The organism is Rhizobium sp. Leaf311 (genome assembly GCF_001423445.1).
Taxonomy (GTDB): Bacteria; Pseudomonadota; Alphaproteobacteria; order Rhizobiales; family Rhizobiaceae; genus Agrobacterium.
In genome coordinates this window covers 100,458-117,652 of record NZ_LMNZ01000021.1, presented here as the reverse complement: position 1 = coordinate 117,652, position 17,195 = coordinate 100,458, and the positions used below count along the sequence as shown (strand labels likewise).

The 17,195-nt window shown below is 56.5% G+C and carries 16 protein-coding genes; 2 read left to right on the top strand and 14 right to left on the bottom strand.

Annotated features, from left to right (window positions below):
- Positions 1-55 precede the first annotated feature (55 nt).
- From ASF69_RS19955 to ASF69_RS19895, 13 genes are all read right to left on the bottom strand, one after another.
- Positions 56-1,027 (bottom strand): mannonate dehydratase, encoded by a 972-nt coding sequence (locus tag ASF69_RS19955; protein ID WP_062590028.1) that lies wholly within the window; start codon positions 1,025-1,027, stop codon positions 56-58.
- Between the two features lie 57 nt (positions 1,028-1,084).
- Positions 1,085-1,996: an SMP-30/gluconolactonase/LRE family protein gene (locus ASF69_RS19950; RefSeq protein ID WP_062590027.1), complete on the bottom strand. Its 912-nt coding sequence runs from the start codon at positions 1,994-1,996 to the stop codon at positions 1,085-1,087.
- Positions 1,997-2,032: 36 nt separating this feature from the next.
- Positions 2,033-3,121, bottom strand: coding sequence for a sn-glycerol-3-phosphate ABC transporter ATP-binding protein UgpC (gene ugpC / locus ASF69_RS19945; protein ID WP_062590025.1), 1,089 nt, complete (start codon positions 3,119-3,121; stop codon positions 2,033-2,035).
- A 35-nt stretch (positions 3,122-3,156) separates the two neighbouring features.
- Positions 3,157-3,996, bottom strand: coding sequence for a carbohydrate ABC transporter permease (locus ASF69_RS19940; protein ID WP_062590023.1), 840 nt, complete (start codon positions 3,994-3,996; stop codon positions 3,157-3,159).
- Between the two features lie 11 nt (positions 3,997-4,007).
- Positions 4,008-4,949, bottom strand: a complete 942-nt coding sequence (locus tag ASF69_RS19935; RefSeq protein ID WP_082469810.1) for a sugar ABC transporter permease — start codon at positions 4,947-4,949, stop codon at positions 4,008-4,010.
- Positions 4,950-5,011: 62 nt separating this feature from the next.
- Entirely contained in the window at positions 5,012-6,313 is a 1,302-nt protein-coding gene (locus tag ASF69_RS19930; RefSeq protein WP_062590021.1) for a sugar ABC transporter substrate-binding protein, read from the bottom strand.
- 478 nt (positions 6,314-6,791) lie between these two features.
- The gene (locus ASF69_RS19925; RefSeq protein WP_062590019.1) at positions 6,792-7,010 is read right to left on the bottom strand and encodes a hypothetical protein; all 219 of its coding nucleotides are present in this window, start codon (positions 7,008-7,010) and stop codon (positions 6,792-6,794) included.
- A gap of 166 nt (positions 7,011-7,176) precedes the next feature.
- Entirely contained in the window at positions 7,177-8,181 is a 1,005-nt protein-coding gene (locus tag ASF69_RS19920; RefSeq protein WP_062590017.1) for a TRAP transporter substrate-binding protein, read from the bottom strand.
- Positions 8,182-8,227: 46 nt separating this feature from the next.
- Entirely contained in the window at positions 8,228-9,505 is a 1,278-nt protein-coding gene (locus ASF69_RS19915; protein WP_062590015.1) for a TRAP transporter large permease subunit, read from the bottom strand.
- Positions 9,505-10,038 (bottom strand): TRAP transporter small permease, encoded by a 534-nt coding sequence (locus ASF69_RS19910; protein ID WP_062590013.1) that lies wholly within the window; start codon positions 10,036-10,038, stop codon positions 9,505-9,507. Before ASF69_RS19910 ends, ASF69_RS19915 begins: the two co-directional genes overlap by 1 nt.
- Positions 10,039-10,041: 3 nt before the next feature.
- Complete coding sequence (locus ASF69_RS19905; RefSeq protein ID WP_156462132.1) at positions 10,042-11,211, bottom strand: fumarylacetoacetate hydrolase family protein; 1,170 nt, start codon at positions 11,209-11,211, stop codon at positions 10,042-10,044.
- 168 nt (positions 11,212-11,379) lie between these two features.
- Positions 11,380-12,096 carry a FadR/GntR family transcriptional regulator gene (locus ASF69_RS19900; RefSeq protein WP_062590012.1) on the bottom strand — a complete coding sequence of 239 codons (717 nt, stop codon included), beginning with the start codon at positions 12,094-12,096 and terminating at the stop codon, positions 11,380-11,382.
- Positions 12,097-12,129: 33 nt separating this feature from the next.
- On the bottom strand, positions 12,130-13,575 hold the full coding sequence (locus tag ASF69_RS19895; protein WP_062590011.1) for an FAD-binding oxidoreductase: 1,446 nt from the start codon (positions 13,573-13,575) through the stop codon (positions 12,130-12,132).
- A gap of 182 nt (positions 13,576-13,757) precedes the next feature.
- Between ASF69_RS19895 and denD the strand changes: the two genes are divergently transcribed.
- Together denD and ASF69_RS19885 are read left to right on the top strand one after the other, a co-directional pair.
- Complete coding sequence (gene denD / locus ASF69_RS19890; RefSeq protein WP_062590010.1) at positions 13,758-14,747, top strand: D-erythronate dehydrogenase; 990 nt, start codon at positions 13,758-13,760, stop codon at positions 14,745-14,747.
- A gap of 253 nt (positions 14,748-15,000) precedes the next feature.
- Positions 15,001-16,146 carry a PLP-dependent cysteine synthase family protein gene (locus tag ASF69_RS19885; RefSeq protein ID WP_082469797.1) on the top strand — a complete coding sequence of 382 codons (1,146 nt, stop codon included), beginning with the start codon at positions 15,001-15,003 and terminating at the stop codon, positions 16,144-16,146.
- 141 nt (positions 16,147-16,287) lie between these two features.
- On the opposite strand, the gene ASF69_RS19880 is transcribed toward ASF69_RS19885, so the two are convergent.
- Positions 16,288-17,184 carry a dihydrodipicolinate synthase family protein gene (locus ASF69_RS19880; RefSeq protein ID WP_062590008.1) on the bottom strand — a complete coding sequence of 299 codons (897 nt, stop codon included), beginning with the start codon at positions 17,182-17,184 and terminating at the stop codon, positions 16,288-16,290.
- Positions 17,185-17,195 lie beyond the last annotated feature (11 nt).

Genomic DNA, 17,195 nt, shown 5'->3' with positions numbered 1-17,195 from the left:
ATAGTGTGCTGGAATGTGATCGCGAAGGCGGAACTTCAACCGGTTTGGATTTGCATCAGCAACGGGTTTGCAGCAGAGCCGCGATGTAGCCGTAGCAAAATGCGAAGGCCACCTGCTGCTGGTTTTCGCCGGAAAGCGTCGGCGCGTGGTCAGGCATGACCATGTATTTGTAGCCGGTATCACGCAATGCATCGATGACAGCGGGCATGTCGATATCACCGTCTTCAGGAAAGCTTTCCCGGAACGAATAGCGCTTGCCGACAATGTTGCGGAAGTGAATATTCATGATCTTTCCCCGCTCTCCGAACCAGCGGGTGATTTCCGGTACCTGCCCGACATCCTCGACCATTTCTCCAAGGGTGCCAATGCAGAAGTTGAGACCGTGAACCGGGCTCTCATGCATTGAGACGAACCGCTTCATTCCCTCTACCGATCCCAGAACGCGCGTTACGCCCATATAGCCTGGTGGCGTGGCTGGATCGTGCGGATGGCATGCAAGGCGGATGTTGACGGATTCGGCAACAGGCACCACACGCGCCAGAAAGTAATCCACGCGCTCCCAAATCGTGTCCTCATCGATATCGCCGATACCGGCTGGTGTCGGCTCGTCCGGATTGGCAAGATCCAGTCGAAATGCCTCAGCCATGTATCCCCCGCGACCGGGCTCCATTGGGGTCCGTGGAATGCCGATGTAGTTGAAATTGTACCGGACGGACGGAATGCCTGCTGCTGCGCAGTTTTCGATCAGGCGGCAGATGCCATCGATCTGGCTATCGCGCTCCGGGCCAGCCAACATGATATCCTTGCAGGGAACGTCTCTGTCCACTCGCGTCGAGGGCATCGGCAACTGTGTCATGTCGAGCGTCAGACCGAAGCTCTCCACCTTCTCCCGGAATGCCTCCAGCGTCGGGCGGTCCCACGTGCGCCAGTCGCCGGGCGGCGTTGCGGAAACATTGTTGACGCCGAGCTGCTTCATCACCCTGTAGTCGTCATCATGGCGGGCCGGGATTTGTGTGCCGAGATACATATCGTTACTCCGGTTGGGGTCTTTTGGTTTGGGGGATAAAGACGACAATCAATTTCGCTATCCCTGCGATTGTTGCGACAGGCCTGGCTGGTATCGAGGCTCACTCATGCCCTGAAACGGAAGATGAACGGCATAGACATCGCCTCCCGGGCCCACGCCATCGGCACGCAGAGTCGTTATGAACGCCGTTCTCATGCCGGGACCGACAAAGCAGATATTCGTGGGATTTGGCACGTCTATCCGGATCTGCGCATCCACCACGCCATCGGGTGTCAGACGGACGATCTGCCCGCCATCGCTTGCGGCAATCCAGTAACAGCCGTCGACATCGATTGCCGCTCCATCTGGTCGTCCGCCCAGTGTCTCGATATCGGCAAACAGGCGTCCGCCACTGAAATGTCCTGTCGATGGTTCGAATTCATGCACCATGACCTGCGAATAGCCCGGTTTGGAATCTGAGACATACATGCAAAGCCCGTCCGGGCTCCAGGCGAGACCGTTCTGCGTTCGGAAGCTTCCGCCCCTTTGAACGACCTCGCCGCCACTTCCGATGCTGAACAATGTGCCGAAAGCGCCTGGTGTCGAGGTGTTGGACGCGATAGATCCGGACCAGAAACGTCCCTGCCTGTCACACGCGCCATCATTCATGCGCCACCCCGCTTCCAGTTGCGGGCCGTAGCCCGCTTCAAGCAAGACCTGACCGTCAACGATGTCGAGCGTTGCAAAACCTCGCTCCGTCGAGGCAATGAAACCACCATCCTCACGCAAGGCAATCGCACCCACTCTTATTGGCAGCGCGAACCTCTCGATGGCCGCATCGGGGAACGTCATTCTGTAGAGATATCCAGCGGCCACATCGATCCATGTCACGCGATCATGCTCAGGCTCCCAAACGGGTGTCTCCCCGATGGTGCAAGCGGTCCTTGCGATTCTTTCAGCCGTAAAGACCGATGTACCAGCTTTGGTCATGTCACCAGATCCGTTTCATTCCAGTGGTTTTATGGGTCACGAACTGGCCGGTTTCAGACGCTGCTCGGTCTGCGCATCGAAGATCAATGCCTTGCCCTCGGCAATTTTGAGGCCGATTTTTGTTCCTGCGTTGAGCAAACTCCTGCTTTTGGACGCGGCTAGGATCTGCCCTACCGGACTGTCGCAGATGACAGTGGTATCGGAACCCGTCGTCTCAACAGCGTGAACGGTTGCAGGCAATGCTTCAGCCGTATCTTCAGAGACAATTTCCAGATATTCCGGCCGCACGCCGATGATCACGTCACGCCCGCGCGCGTCTGGATAGTTGCCGGGTATAGGCAGCACCTTCTGACTATTGTCGAGAAGCAATGTCCTGGCGTCCTCGCTCACCTTCGCCTTGAACAGGTTGATGGCCGGCGAGCCGATGAAGCTTGCGACGAACACGCTGTTGGGCAGGTCGTAAAGTTCCAGAGGCGTTCCAGCCTGTTCGACACGTCCATCCCGCAACACAACGATCTTCTGACCCATCGTCATCGCTTCCACCTGATCGTGGGTCACATAGACGGAGGTGGTGTTCCATTTTTGATGAAGGTCGCGGATTTCGCCGCGAACCTGGCTTCTCAGCTTCGCATCCAGATTGGAAAGAGGTTCGTCGAAAAGAAACACCGACGGATTGCGCACGATGGCACGTCCCATGGCGACGCGCTGCCTCTGTCCGCCAGAAAGCTCCTTGGGAAGGCGATCAAGGAGTTTCTCGAGGTCCAGCATATGTGCGACGTCGTCAATCTTCTTCTTGATTTCCTCCTTGGGGCGCTTCGCCAGACGCAGCGCAAAGCTCATATTTTCGCGCACGGTCATCTGCGGATAGAGCGCATAACTCTGGAACACCATGGCGATATCGCGCTCTTTCGGCTCCAGGTCGGTCACGTCACGCTGCCCGATCTCAATGGTGCCATTGCTGGCTTCTTCCAGTCCGGCAATGATGCGCAACAGAGTTGATTTGCCTGAGCCGCTCGGCCCGATCAACACGCAGAACTCGCCATCCTCTATGTCGATGGACACGTCCTTGATGACATCGACGGCACCGAATGACTTGGAAACATTCCGCAGGGATACTGCACCCATATTTTCCTCCTGAATATACTGGCGCCTCGGCGCAATTAGCCTTTGACCGCGCCTGCCATGATGCCGCGATTGAACTGCCGCTGAAGCAGGAGATAGACGATGACACTCGGCGCCATGGCCACAAGCGTCGCAGCAACGAGTATGTTTGGTGTAATCGTATCGTCCACGCGCAGGGAGCCAAGTGCCACCGGAAGCGTCATCAGATCCTTGTCGTTTACGACGATGAGAGGCAGCAGATACTGATCCCAGATCATGATGAAGCCAAAGATCAGCACGGTTCCGAGTGCGGGCCTTACCAGAGGCAGGATGACGCGGAAGAATATCTGCCATTCACTTGCACCGTCGATACGGGCAGCCTCTTCCAGCTCAAGCGGGATTGCCCGCATGAACTCCGTCAGCATGAAGATCGAAAAAGCCCACCCCACCACCGGCAGGATCATTGCGAGATAGGTGTTGTAGATCGAAACGTTGATGATCGGCAGTTCCTTCTGCATCACCAGATAAAGCGGGATGGCTATGACCTCTTCAGGCAGCATGAGCGTGCATAGGATGAGAAGGCTGACGACAGCAGCACCACGAAACTTCTTGCGCGCCAGCGCATAGGCCGCCAGCGCGCTGACGGTAACCTGCAAGGCGGTGCCGACAATCACGACGATTACCGAGTTCATCAGGTAGCGCCACACCTTCATGTCCACGAGGGCGATGCGGAAATTCTCCAGCGTCGGGCTCTGCGGGATCAGCGTCAGTTCACCGGGTTTGAGGCTGACGCCACTAAATGCCGTGACAAGTGCACCCCAGAATGGGCCTACGAAGACGGCAATCAGCACCGCATAGAGAACATACCGGATCAGGGTCAGCCAGAGGGGAGTTTTCATCTATGGCCTCCTTAGCGGGTAAGTCTGGATTTGATGGTCATGTGCAGAACCGTCAGCAAAACGGTAAAGACAAGCAGCATCAGGGAAACGGCGGACGCGTAGCCGTAATTCAGCTCTTCGAAGCCGACCTTGTAGATGTGCGTCATGATGGTGGAAGTAGATCCCGCCGGGCCGCCGCCGGTGGTGGCATAGACCTCCGCAAAGACCCGGAAACCGCGAATGAAGGACAGCATAAGGACGACGGAAATGGACGGGATGATTCCGGGTAGCGTAACGTGCCAGAGCTTACGCCAGTGGCTTGCTCCATCGACGCTCGCCGCATCGTAGAGTTCACGGTTGACGCCAACCAGCCCGGCGACAAAAATGACCATGTCATAGGGCGCGCTTTTCCACACGCTCATCAGGATCAGCACCCACAGCGCCTGATTGGGATCACTCAGAAACCCTTGCGGCGCAATGCCAAAGAAGCCGATGACGGAATTGACCAGACCGTAATCTGCCGAATTGAAAAGAATACGCCAGATTTCTGCGATAATGGCGACGCTGGTAATCGCTGGAAGGAAGACCGCCGTGCGGATGACGGAGAGGTGACGCGCTGGCCCTTCAAGCGCCAGAGCCATGAAGAAGGCGATGAAGGAGGCCGAAAGCGTCGCTACAATGACGTAGATCGTCGTGTGAATCACTGCCTCTCTCAAGGCCAGATCGTTGAAAGCGCGGTAGAAATTGTCCAGCCCGACCCATTTGCTGTCCGAGTAGAACTGGACGTCATAGAAGGACATCGAGAAGCCCGACACCATGGGATAGAACTTGAACCATGTGAAAATGATCAAGGCAGGCGCCAGAAACAGCCATGGCGTCAAGGATGCACGAAAGCTCTTTCGGGCGCGGTGGCGTTTGGGCGCAGACCGAACGGCTGCTTTTCCAACAGGGGAAACCTGGGATGTGACGGACATTTGCACCTCGCTGAACAGGGCCTGTCCCGCGCCGCCATTTTTCGGCAACGCGGGAAGAACATTTACTGCTGGGAAGCCGACAGGGCATCCTGCCCGCTAAGCTCGATCGCGACCTGCTTGTTCAGCGCTTCGAGTTCCTTGGCGACATCTGCATCGCATTGCGCCAGAATACGGTTGAAGCCTTCACCCGTGACGGTACGGATCGCAGTCCAGTTGGGAACAGCGGGCATGTAATGTCCGTATTTGTCGAATGTTTCCTTGAAAACCATCCAGCGCGGATCGTTGCGGACCTTGTTGACATCGACCTTGTTGTTGACCGGCAAACGGACGATAGGTGTCTTTCCGGAGCCTTGCGCCATCGCAATCTCCTGTCCCTTCGGCGAAATCAGGAACGCCAGAAACTTGTTTGCAGCCTCGACGTTCTTTACGCTTTTCAGGAGATAGGCACTGGTGCCTTCCGCAAGAGAAGCAACGCCACCGGGACCCGCTGGCATCATCACCACTTCAACGACATCCTTGCCCGGTTCTGCATCCAGCTGAGGAATGTGATACGGACCGGAAACGAAAATCCCCGTCTGCCCGGAACGGAATGTCGGCAGGGTGTCACCCGTTGTGGCATTGATCGCGCCCGGCTGCGCAAGCTTGTCGCAAATCATCCCACGCATATAGGTCATCGCTTCCGCGACCTCCTTCGTATTCAGCGTCGGAACGAAACCATCGCCTTCCTGCTTGACGTAATCGCCACCGGCCTGCCAGATGAAACTGCTCATGAACCAGCTGGCGTAGCCTCTCGTAGTCGATCCGGGAATCGCCATGCCGAACGTATCTGCCTTCCCGTTGCCATCGGGATCCTTGTTCGTGAAAGCTTCAGCCAGCTTGCGCACGTCCTCCCAGGTCTTTGGCTGGGGCAGACCGAGCTTTTCGCGCCAATCCTTTCGGATGAACATGGCGAAGGACTGGGCGGAAATTGGAACGGAATAAATCTTGCCATCGTTCGCCTTGGCGCCGTCCCAGGCCGAAGCCGAAACATCCTGGCTACCGTCGATCTTGCTGGCATCAATGGTTTCGAGAATGCCCATCTGCCGCATCTGGCCCATGGCGGTGGTGTCATTCAGCACGATATCCGGCAAGGTCCGACCTGCCGCAGCACGCGCAAGGCGTTGCTCGAAGTCGATCCCGGTATTGAAAGTCTCCACCGTGATACCGCTTTCCGCAGTGAAGGCATCGGTTAGCGCCTTCAGGACGCTGATGGATTCATCGGTCTGGCGGGACCAGACGCTGATGCTTTCCGCCTCGGCGGTCGCGATGCTGCCGCAGCAGATTGCGCAACCCATCAGCAGCGCCTTCAGAGAATTTCTTTGCATTCGTACCTCCCAAGCTTTCTCCCAGAACAGCCGGACGACTGCTCAAACTCAAATGATGAGTTAGCCTAACTTATACGATGTTACAAGAAATTTATATGCTCGACCGCTAAGAGCCGGGATGAACACAGGCCCGTTTCGTCGGAAAAACAACCTAAAGGTCAATCAAGAAAAGAGATGCTTCGAGGGTGGCTCGCGAATTTTTCGATCGGAAAACAGTTAGAGCAAGGCCACATGCTCCGACCGTTTTGGCTTACATCTCATTGTTATCACTTATTTTTCCGATTTTCTTTGCAATATTAGATCAGAACAAATAGCAGGACGGCCAGATATTTCTTGTCGCGGGGTCCACAGCCGTCGCTATATTTTAGTAATTCAAAATACATATGATAAGTTTAGAAAACTCATCGCGCTGATAATGAGAAACGGCCCCCTCGGTTTGAGGGAGCCGTCTCGCGGAGGTCAATTGATGATCTGCTGTTCAGGACTTGTCTGGATTAGTCTCGTCAAAGTTCACGTCCCAGTCCTTGTCCGACTTTTCCTTGCGAGGGGAATCGCGGTTGACGGTCGCGTCTTCCGAATGCGTGACGGCTGTGGGCTTCGCACTCGCCACTCCCGAAGCTTTGGGATCGGCCTGCGAAGGCGCGTACTGGCCTTTTGCATCACCCTCTACTGCACTTTTAGGATCGTTGTTGTTCATTTGAGAAACTCCTTATGTGCATCTAACAGCCCCGGGCGCAGTTCGTTCCCGCCTCCTGCGGCAAGGGTCATCCACGTGGGCGCAAAGCGGCGATACCGAAACCAGTCCAACAAAAAGGGCCGAGGCTTTTGGCCTCGACCCTCCATTTTCGATTGGCGAGCTGGGATTACTTGCGAGCTTCCTTCAGCTCCGCCATGATGGCATCGACAACGTCGGCACCGATCTGGGCCTTGTGCTTTTCATATACGACCATCGATTTCTCACGGATACGGGCCTGCTCTTCTGCAGAGAGAACATTGACCTTCAGCCCGGCCTCCTTGATCTTCTCGAGCGAGGTCTTGTTCAGTTCCTGGATGACCTTCCGTTCCTCGTCACGTCCGACAACCGCGCACTCCCGGAGGGCTGCCTGTTCTTCTGCCGTGTATGTGTCGAAGATGGCCTTCGAGAAAAGCAACAGGAACGGCGTGTAGGCGTGGTTCGTCTCGGTGATGTATTTCTGAACCTCGAAGAACTTGGATGTATCGATCGTCACATAGGGATTTTCCTGTGCATCGATGGCATTGGTCTCAAGGGCGGAAAACACCTCGCCGAAGGCCATCGGCGTCGGATTGGCTCCGAGATTCTGGAACGTGTCGAGGAAGATGTTGTTCTGCATGACACGAACCTTCATGCCCGAGAAATCTTCCCACTTCGTCACAGGGCGCACCGAGTTGGAAAGATTGCGGAAGCCATTCTCCCAGTAGGCGAGATTGACCAGACCTGCGGCTTCCAGCTTCTGGTTCATCATGTCGCCGAACTTGCCGTCGAGCACCTTGTAGGCTTCCTGCGGTGTCGAGAACAGGAAGGGAAGATCGAAAACGCCGAGCGCCGGAATGATACCGACGAGTGGCGATGATGAGGTGACAACACCTTCCTGCACACCGGAGCGAAGGGCCTGGGTCGCCTGCAGGTCCCCGCCAAGAGCACCGCCCCAGAAGGCAGTAATCTTCAGTTTGCCGCCGGATTTTTCATCGAGGCAGGCTTGCATGGCCTTGATGCCGTTGCCGACAGGATGGTCTGCGTTGATACCGTTGGAAATGCGAATGTTTCTGGCATTGAACTCAGCCGATGCCGGAAGGGCACCTGACAGGCTGAGGGCGATTGCCGTGGTGGCTAGAAGCAGTTTTCTCATAATATCCTCCCTGGATCATTGAAAACGACAGTATGGCGTCAGGCTGCTATCGCAGCCAGCGAGCAGGCACGAGCACGAGGTCCGGAAACAGGACGAGCAGAAACAGAACGATGGTCTGGGCCAGCAGGAACGGCCAGACACCGATGGTGACTTTGCCGAGCGGAATGCGTCCGACGCCGCTGACGACGTTCAGCACGACACCCACCGGCGGTGTGATGAGGCCGATGCAGTTGTTCATGATGAACATCACACCGAAATAGACGGGATCGATGCCAGCCTGCTTGATGATGGGCATCAGGACGGGCGTCAGAATAAGGATCGTCGGCGTCAGATCGAGCGCGGTTCCCACCACCAGCACAAGCACCATGATAACGAACATCAGAAGTGTCGGGCGGTCGATCAGAGGCTCGATATATCCGGCGATTTCGGCAGGAATGTTGGCAGCCGTGATGAGCCACGCCGAAACCAGCGCCGCACAGACCAGAAACATGATGACGGATGTGGTCTTGGCAGCCTGCAAGATGACGCGTGGCAAATCCTTCGGCTTCAGCTCCCTGTAGATCACCATGCCAACGAACATGGCGTAGGCAGCCGCAATCACTGCCGCTTCGGTTGGTGTCACGACGCCGGCCTTGATGCCGCCGAGAATGATGACCGGCATTCCCAGTGCCCATGCGGCCCGTCCGGTGGCATGGAGCCGCTCGGACATCGGGGCCTTGGGCAAAGGCTCTACCTTGTCCTTGCGAACCACGATCAGCCAGGCGATCACCAGCGACAATCCCATCAGAACGCCGGGCACGATACCCGCCATGAAGAGCTGGGTGATGGAGACGTTGGCAGCCACACCGAAGACAATGAATGCCATGGATGGCGGAATGACAGGTGCGATAATGCCTCCGGCCGCAATCAATCCGCCAGCGCGTGGCACATTATATCCGGCTTTGGCCATCATCGGCAGCAGAATGGCGGCAAGGGCAGCCGTATCCGCTGCTGCAGATCCCGAAATGCTGGCCATGATGACGGCCGCAAGAATTGCCACGATGCCAAGCCCGCCACGGATATGACCGACGCAGGCGATTGCAAAGTCGATGATGCGGCGAGACAATCCGCCGGAATTCATCAATTCGCCAGCCAGAATGAAGAAAGGGATTGCCAGAAGCGTGAAGGTGTCGGCACCGGCAATCATGTTTTGCGCGATGATCTGCGTATTGAACATGCCCATGAACCACATGAGCATGACACCGCAAAACATCAGGGCAAATGCCACAGGCACGCCGATGACCATTGCACCCAGAAGCGACGCTAGAAAGACGAGAAGTGTCATCAGGTGCGCTCCGCCAATTGCTCAATGGTCAGGTTTTCCCCGGCAAAGGCGGCAATTTCCTCATCTGTCACCCGTCCAGTGACCAGACGAAGCACCCGTTCGAGCGCAATAATGGTCATGCCTGCACCGGTGAACAGGCCGATCCCGTAAACCCAGATCATCGACATGCCCGTTACCGGGGCAGCCATGCTGGCGTTGATGGGAAATTGCTTCCATGTGCCCCAAAAGAAAATGCTGGAGCAGAGGATGATCACAAGGTTGGACAGGATCATGCAGAAAATCCGGCCACGCCTAGAAAGAAACATGACCAGCGTTTCAATGCCAAGATGACTGTGTTCCCGGAACGCGACGACCGCGCCGATGAATGTCAGCCAGACGAAGAAATAGCGAGAAAGCTCCTCCGAGACATTGAGGCCGGAATTGAAACCATAGCGCAGGATCACGTTGACGAAGACCATGATGGCCATGCCGGAGAGCAGGACGATCAGCAGCAGTTCAAGAAAGCGGTAAAAAAGATCCGATATTCTTTGCATGGCTCAAGCCCTCCCCAGAAGGTCGCGTTCCGCCAGATTGCGGATGAGCGCGCGCACGCCGAATGTCCATTCCGGGCAGGCATCCGTTCGCTCCACCCAATTGACCAGACGTCCGAGGCTGGCTGTCGAGATATCGACGCGGTCACCGACCTCGTGAGTAAATCCTTCGCCGGGGCCGCGGCGATCCTTGACCGGAGCGAACATGGTGCCAAGGAACAAGACAGCGCCATCGGGATATTGATGATTTCGGTTTCGCAATTGCGAGGCAAGATTGTCCGGGGAACGACTGATTGCTTCCATCGGGCTTTCGCCCGTCATCTCGAAGCCGTCCTCGCCATGAACTTCGAGAGCGACGCGGACCTTCTGCAGATCCTGCATCGTGAAATTACTGTCGAACAGGCGGATGAAGGGACCAATCGAGCATGACGCATTGTTGTCCTTCGCCTTGCCCAGAAGCAGCGCCGAGCGCCCTTCAACATCGCGAAGATTGACGTCATTGCCAAGCGTGGCTCCAAGGATCGTTCCATCTGAGCGTAGAACGAGGACCACCTCAGGCTCGGGATTGTTCCATTGCGAAATCGGGTGGATGCCGACGAGATCGCCACACCCGACTGAAGACATCGGCTGCGCCTTGGTGAAGATTTCAGCATCCGGGCCGATGCCGACTTCCAGATATTGTGACCACAGGCCCATATCCTGAAGCAGCTTCTTGACCTTGGCGGCCTGCTGCGAGCCAGCAACGAGGCCGCGGAGACTGTCACCGAGGACCGGCGCAAGCCGCGCGCGGATATCCTGTGCCCTTGCCGGGTCGCCCTTGGCCTGCTCCTCGATAACACGTTCCAGCATGCTGTCGGCAAAGGTGACGCCAGCCGCCTTTATCGCCTGCAGGTCGATGGGAGCGAGCAGCTTGCCTGTCTCACCATCCAGAAAGCTTTGCAAACTGCCCAGATCGTCAAAGCCCTTGGAATCCTTGAGAACTTCGGCCAGATTTTCGGTTTCCAGCAGTGCCGACATCGTCGCTGCCATGCTCGTGAGATCAAGGACACGACCCTCAGAGATCATGACGATGCAGGGGCCCGACAAACGATTTGACCAAACGCGCCCCAGAAGCAGGGCGTGATCGACATCGTCAGGCAGAATGGATTCTGCGCGCAGTACACGTTCAAGCGGCAAAGATGACCCTCCAAATATGCTCGCAAGCGCGCCCTCCAGCGCCGCTTGCCCAATTGTCAGGATGTCTGACAATTGTCCTCACGAAACTTCTAGTATGACTTATTCCGCATGTCCAGCACTCCTGACGCGGTAAATTTGAAGTTTCTACAGGAACCGGTCCAGCGTCGTCTAATAGATCTCAAGGGTCAGCGCGAGACGCGAGGCCGCCCCTTCGACGTGATGCCGCATTGCTGCACGAGCCTTCAACGGGTCGCGCGTCACGACGGCATCGCGAATGGCGACATGTTCGGCAATCGTCGTCTCGACAATTTCCTCCAGCACCGCAGATGCCCGCGCGGCATTGATTGCCAGACTGATTCTTTCCGCGATGAAGCCGACGAACAAAGGAAAATACTCATTATGTGTGGCGGTCGCCAAGGCACGATGGAACATGAGATCGGCGGTAATGCCCTGATCAGTCCATTTTTCCGCACCCGTCATTTGCGCAAGCGCTTCGTCCAGCTTCCGCAGATCCTCTTCATCGTGGTGCACGGCGGCAAGACCCGCCGCTTCGATTTCAAGCGGCATTCGAAGCTGGAACAGGCTGCGAAAGCTTTCCCTGTCATAGAGGTCGGTTTGCTCGATACGGATTGAACCGCGTCCCGTCCCTTCCAAAACGAAGGCACCGATGCCTTGGCGCGTTTCCACCAGACCTTCATTGCGCAACTCGGCGATTGCCTCCCGCACGACGGACCGGCTGACGCCGAAAGTCTTTGCCAGAATATGCTCGGTCGGCAGCTTTTCGCCCGGCAGGATGCGGCCCTCGGCGATTTCCTTGCCAATGTGCCCGGCTATACGTGCCGGTAGATGCTCGTTACGTCTGATCTGGCTAAAGTCCGCTGCCATGCATGTGTCCGCCTTTGGTGTCGCAAGACTATTCTACGATAAGCCTTCGAATTTCAATTGGCAGCCGGGGTTCATGATGCCAGCCGGATCAATCGCGTTTTTCACGGCCGTCAGCAAGGTGCGTTGCGGCGCAGCCAATCTTTCCTCGAAGTCGGATCTCTTCAGCCGGCCGATACCGTGTTCGGCACTGATACTGCCCTTGTAGATATCGACGACCTCATTCACCACGACCTTTGCCCTGTAGATCGCTTCATCTCTTTCAACCTTTGCAAGGCTGGAGGGAGGCAAGACGTTGAGATGAACGTTACCATCCCCGACATGGCCATAGGATACGCTGACGCAGTCCGGCAAGGCGCGCGTGACCGCCGCTTCGGCGTCGCGTACGAAATCGGCAAGACGTGAGAGCGGCACGGAGATGTCAGTGCGCATATGCGCACCGCGCTTTGCTTGCCCTTCATTCATGCCTTCGCGCACCAGCCAAAGATTGCGGGCTTGCGCCTGGGAGGCGGCGATAACCCCATCCAGCACAAGTCCGTCCGTCATGACGTTTTCCAGAAATCGCTCCATCAAATCGGCAACATCAACCAGACCAGAGCCCGAAATTTCCATGAGAACATAGGCGGGATAGTCCGTTGAAAGCGGCAGGGGCAGATCAGGCATGGCTTCCCTTGCTAGGGTGAAGGCAAGCGGTGGCATGAACTCGAATGCCGACATAAGATCGCAACAATCACGCCGGGCACGGCGGTACAATGCAATGACATCATCAAGAGAATTCACGCCCAGAAGGGCGGTGGAGATCTGGTCAGGATGCGGCATCAGCTTCAGTGAGACGGCGGTGATGATGCCGAGCGTACCCTCGGCCCCAATGAAAAATTGCTTGAGATCGATGCCGCGGTTATCCTTCCGCAAGGTGGAAAGGCCATCATAAATGGTGCCATCAGGCAGGACGACTTCCACTCCAAGCACCAGCTCGCGCGTCATGCCATAGCGCAATACGTTGATACCTCCTGCATTGGTAGAAACATTGCCACCAATGCGGCATGACCCCTGTGCACCAAGCGCTAAGGGGAAGAACATGCCCTGTTCCGCAACGCGATCCTTCAGTTCAGACAGAATGCAGCCCGCCTCCACGACAGCAGAGAAATCATCCGCATCGATCTTTCGCAGGCTTGCCATGCGTTCCAGGCTGAGAACCACCTGGTTTTCCGGCTGATCTGGAATGCCTCCCAATACAAGTCCCGTATTGCCACCTTGCGGCACGATGGCAATGCCGAGATGACCGCAGACACGAACAGCCGCGCTCACCGCTTCGGTCGAGCGGGGGCGCAAAACAGCCACGGCACCACTCGTCACGTCCCCGTGCCAGTCCCTGCAATAGCGAGATATCTCGCCCTGGTCGGTCAAAACGACGTCGCCACCGAGAGCGGTTAACAAAGCACGCTGCAGATCTCCTACGATGCGATCGGTGTTTATATCCATTTTTCCCTCTTCTCTGCGCCTCGTCGGAGAGGCATAGCGCGCCAACTCGTCCACAGGCGCGCGGCATATCCCTTTTCAACTCGACAATATAAGGTTATCAGACAACCTTACAATCGGATTTTTTCAGTTCGCCAGAATGTCCGGGCGACTGACGATCCCGGTGCACAATCGGAGGAGAGAACATGCATATATTGATCATTGGCGCGGCTGGAATGGTCGGTCGTAAATTGGCGGACAGGCTTTCCAGCGATGGCCATCTGGGGGGCAAATCGATTGATGCCATGACGCTGGTAGACATCATCGTGCCTGCAAAACCGCCCGGCTTCAGCGGCACTGTCACTTGCACGGAAAGCGATCTGTCTGCGCCGGGGGAAGCTGAAAAACTGGTCGAAATGCGACCCGATGTCATCTTCCATCTCGCCGCAATTGTATCCGGCGAAGCAGAACTGGACTTTGAAAAGGGCTACAGGATCAACCTCGACGGCACGCGCTATCTCCTCGATGCCATCAGGCTGGCCAATGGTGTGGACGGTTACAAGCCTCGCCTTGTGTTCACGTCATCGATTGCGGTGTTTGGCGCGCCCCTGCCCTACCCCATTGCCGACGACTACCACACCACGCCGCTGACCAGTTACGGCACGCAAAAGGCAATTTGCGAGTTGCTGCTGTCAGATTACAGCCGACGCAACTTTCTCGATGGTATCGCCATCCGCCTGCCGACAATCTGCATCCGCCCCGGAGCGCCGAACAAGGCAGCGTCCGGCTTCTTCTCCAACATCCTGCGAGAACCACTTGTCGGCAAACCTGCTATCCTGCCAGTCCCGGAAGACGTTCGCCACTGGCACACATCTCCAAGATCAGCGGTCGGGTTTTTGATCCATGGGGCAACCATTGACCTCGAAAAGGTCGGCCCGCGCCGGGCGCTTTCGATGCCGGGACTAAGCGCAACCGTGGGCGAGCAGATCGAAGCGCTGCGAAGAGTTGCTGGCGACAGCGCTGTCGCGCTGATCGAGCGAAAGCCGGATGAGGCAATCATGAAAATGGTCGCGGGCTGGGCGCCGGGCTTCGATGCAACACGGGCGAACTCACTCGGTTTCAAGTCGGAAACATCCTTTGACGAGATCATCAAGGTCCATATCGAGGATGAACTTGGCGGAAAACTGCCGAACTAGATCGCGCAGGCCGGCAAGAGCGTGACTCTTGCCCTATAAAGTGAAGCCCCCACGCACCTATGGGGGCTCGCAAACCGACAAAATTAGCGGCAGAAGCGGCCTACGGGATAGACTTTCCAAACTTTGACAATATAATAGAAATTATTTCTAAGATTGACATCTCGGAGAGATAAATCATCGTGACGACCGCGGTTATTGAATGTCCTGTTTATGGGCCAGAGCGCTCGATTTCCCTTAAGCGGAGTGACGCCTGATGCAAGAATGCCTGCATATGCCGCCCGTTACCGCCCTGCCCGCCTGTGAAAATCGTGATTGGGCACGGCGTGCCATCGGCATCCTTCAGGGTGACGGGCGGCGCTCTGCCGATACGCATCTCGTCAAACCCGTTTTCAAGGGGCTGCGCGGTATCTCGATCTATCTCAAGGATGAATCGACCCATCCCACCGGCAGCCTGAAGCACCGTCTGGCACGCTCTCTCTTTCTCTACGGCATCTGCAACGGCAAAATTGCGCAGGGAACCACGCTTGTAGAGGCATCTTCAGGCTCGACAGCTGTCAGCGAGGCCTATTTCGCTCATCTTCTCGATCTGCCGTTCATAGCGGTGATGCCGCATTCCACCAGCCCGCAGAAGGTCGAGGCCATCGAGCGGTTCGGTGGAAAATGCCATTTTGTCGACCGCCCGTCGGAAGTCTATCTTGCTGCGGAAAAACTGGCCTCTGATACCGGAGGCTACTATCTGGACCAGTTTACCTATGCGGAACGGGCAACGGACTGGCGCGGAAACAATAATATTGCTGACTCCATCTTCGAACAGATGAAAAGCGAGGAGCATCCAGAGCCCGAATGGGTGGTGATGAATGCGGGCACGGGCGGCACATCGGCAACGATCGGCCGGTATATTCGCTACCGCAACCTGAAGACCCGCCTCTGCGTGGTCGATGTCGAGCACTCCGCTTTCTATACGTCCTATGTCTCAGGGGATCGCAATGTCACCTGCGCCACACCCTCCCGCATAGAGGGGGTTGGTCGCCCCAGAGTGGAGCCATCCTTCATTCCCGGTGTCATTGATCACATGATCAAAATCCCGGACGCCGCATCCATCGCCGCCATGCACGTGTTGTCTGACCGCCTGTTCAGAAAGGTCGGCGGTTCGACAGGGACGAATTTCTTCGGGCTGTGCTGGATTGCCTCGGCCATGATGAAGGAAGGCAAGCAGGGCTCGCTCGTATCGCTCATCTGCGATAGCGGCGACCGCTATGCCGCCACCTATTATAACGCCGATTGGCTGGCGAGGAACAACATCGACATCACCCCCTACCGTGACATGCTGGAAACTTTCATCGACACCGGGGAATTGAATTTGAACGATGAGAGCCTTGTGCCAAATACAGCTGGATAAGGGGAAGCGGCCTGTCTGCGCCGGGCCGCAACGCTTTCCGTAACTGAGCGGTATAGCAAAAGGTCATAGTTGACCAGGATGTTGCGGCGCATCGTGACGACGCGCCGCTTTTCGGCCTGTCAGATCGCTGTCTGCGATATTTTAAGCGTCCGCCCCGGACAGCAGATTATATTTTTGCAGGATGTCGCGAATTTTGGCGTCCTGCTCAGCGTTGGGCATCAGCGCCGGCTGTCGACTGGCGCCGACAGACGCGTCTTGCAAATACAGCGCGCGCTTGACCATGGCGGGGGGAAAGCCATGGGCGTAAAGGTCGGTACGGAAAGCGGTATAGACGGACTGGTGCCGTTCAGCTTCCTCGATGTCCCCTGAGTTGAAGCCTTTGACAATTCCCGCAAGAACATCCGGCATGGCGTTACCAAGGCCGGAGATGCAGCCCGCAGCACCGTTCTGCAACGCCCAGAGAACCAGATGATCGGGACCGGAATAGACCTCGAAGCCTTCGACGTCCTTTGAAACCTGCAGATAGGCTTCCAGTGTTTCCTGTGCGCCGCCGGAATCCTTGATGCCGGCAATGTTGCCATGGCTTGCCAGCTTGCGCGCCGTTTCAGGTTCGATGTGGTTTTGGGTGCGCGCAGGAATATCGTAGAGATAAACAGGCGTGTTTACCGCATCTGCCACAGTCGAGAAGTGGCGGACGAGGCCGTCCTGCGTGCAGGCGATGAAGAACGGCGTGATGACGGCGATGCCCTTGACGCCGATACGGTCAAATTCCCTGGCAAGCTGCAGCGTCTCGAAAGTTGCGGGCATTCCGGCATTGACGATGACATCGGCCTTGCCGCCAACTTCATCAACCACTTCCTCCAGAAGCCGGATTTTTTCAGAGTGGGTGAGCGCGGTGAAGTCACCATTTGTGCCAGCGCACATGATGTTGTTGCCAGCAACCACCTGACGGCGAACCTGTGCGCGGGTGGCTTCGTAGTTGATCGTTTCGTCATCATTGAAACAGGTTACGATCGCGACAAAGGCTTTTTTGGTCATCGGCTTTACTC

What these genes read in the sequence shown, in the direction of transcription:
- ASF69_RS19935 (WP_082469810.1), bottom strand. Translation starts at nt 4,949, where the DNA reads ATGTCCGTCACATCCCAGGTTTCCCCTGTTGGAAAAGCAGCCGTTCGG.
- ASF69_RS19895 (WP_062590011.1), bottom strand. Translation starts at nt 13,575, where the DNA reads ATGGATATAAACACCGATCGCATCGTAGGAGATCTGCAGCGTGCTTTG.
- ASF69_RS19880 (WP_062590008.1), bottom strand. Translation starts at nt 17,184, where the DNA reads ATGACCAAAAAAGCCTTTGTCGCGATCGTAACCTGTTTCAATGATGAC.
- denD (WP_062590010.1), top strand. Translation starts at nt 13,758, where the DNA reads ATGCATATATTGATCATTGGCGCGGCTGGAATGGTCGGTCGTAAATTG.
- ASF69_RS19930 (WP_062590021.1), bottom strand. Translation starts at nt 6,313, where the DNA reads ATGCAAAGAAATTCTCTGAAGGCGCTGCTGATGGGTTGCGCAATCTGC.
- ASF69_RS19920 (WP_062590017.1), bottom strand. Translation starts at nt 8,181, where the DNA reads ATGAGAAAACTGCTTCTAGCCACCACGGCAATCGCCCTCAGCCTGTCA.
- ASF69_RS19940 (WP_062590023.1), bottom strand. Translation starts at nt 3,996, where the DNA reads ATGAAAACTCCCCTCTGGCTGACCCTGATCCGGTATGTTCTCTATGCG.
- ASF69_RS19910 (WP_062590013.1), bottom strand. Translation starts at nt 10,038, where the DNA reads ATGCAAAGAATATCGGATCTTTTTTACCGCTTTCTTGAACTGCTGCTG.
- ASF69_RS19915 (WP_062590015.1), bottom strand. Translation starts at nt 9,505, where the DNA reads ATGACACTTCTCGTCTTTCTAGCGTCGCTTCTGGGTGCAATGGTCATC.
- ASF69_RS19900 (WP_062590012.1), bottom strand. Translation starts at nt 12,096, where the DNA reads ATGGCAGCGGACTTTAGCCAGATCAGACGTAACGAGCATCTACCGGCA.
- ugpC (WP_062590025.1), bottom strand. Translation starts at nt 3,121, where the DNA reads ATGGGTGCAGTATCCCTGCGGAATGTTTCCAAGTCATTCGGTGCCGTC.
- ASF69_RS19950 (WP_062590027.1), bottom strand. Translation starts at nt 1,996, where the DNA reads ATGACCAAAGCTGGTACATCGGTCTTTACGGCTGAAAGAATCGCAAGG.
- ASF69_RS19925 (WP_062590019.1), bottom strand. Translation starts at nt 7,010, where the DNA reads ATGAACAACAACGATCCTAAAAGTGCAGTAGAGGGTGATGCAAAAGGC.
- ASF69_RS19955 (WP_062590028.1), bottom strand. Translation starts at nt 1,027, where the DNA reads ATGTATCTCGGCACACAAATCCCGGCCCGCCATGATGACGACTACAGG.
- ASF69_RS19885 (WP_082469797.1), top strand. Translation starts at nt 15,001, where the DNA reads ATGCAAGAATGCCTGCATATGCCGCCCGTTACCGCCCTGCCCGCCTGT.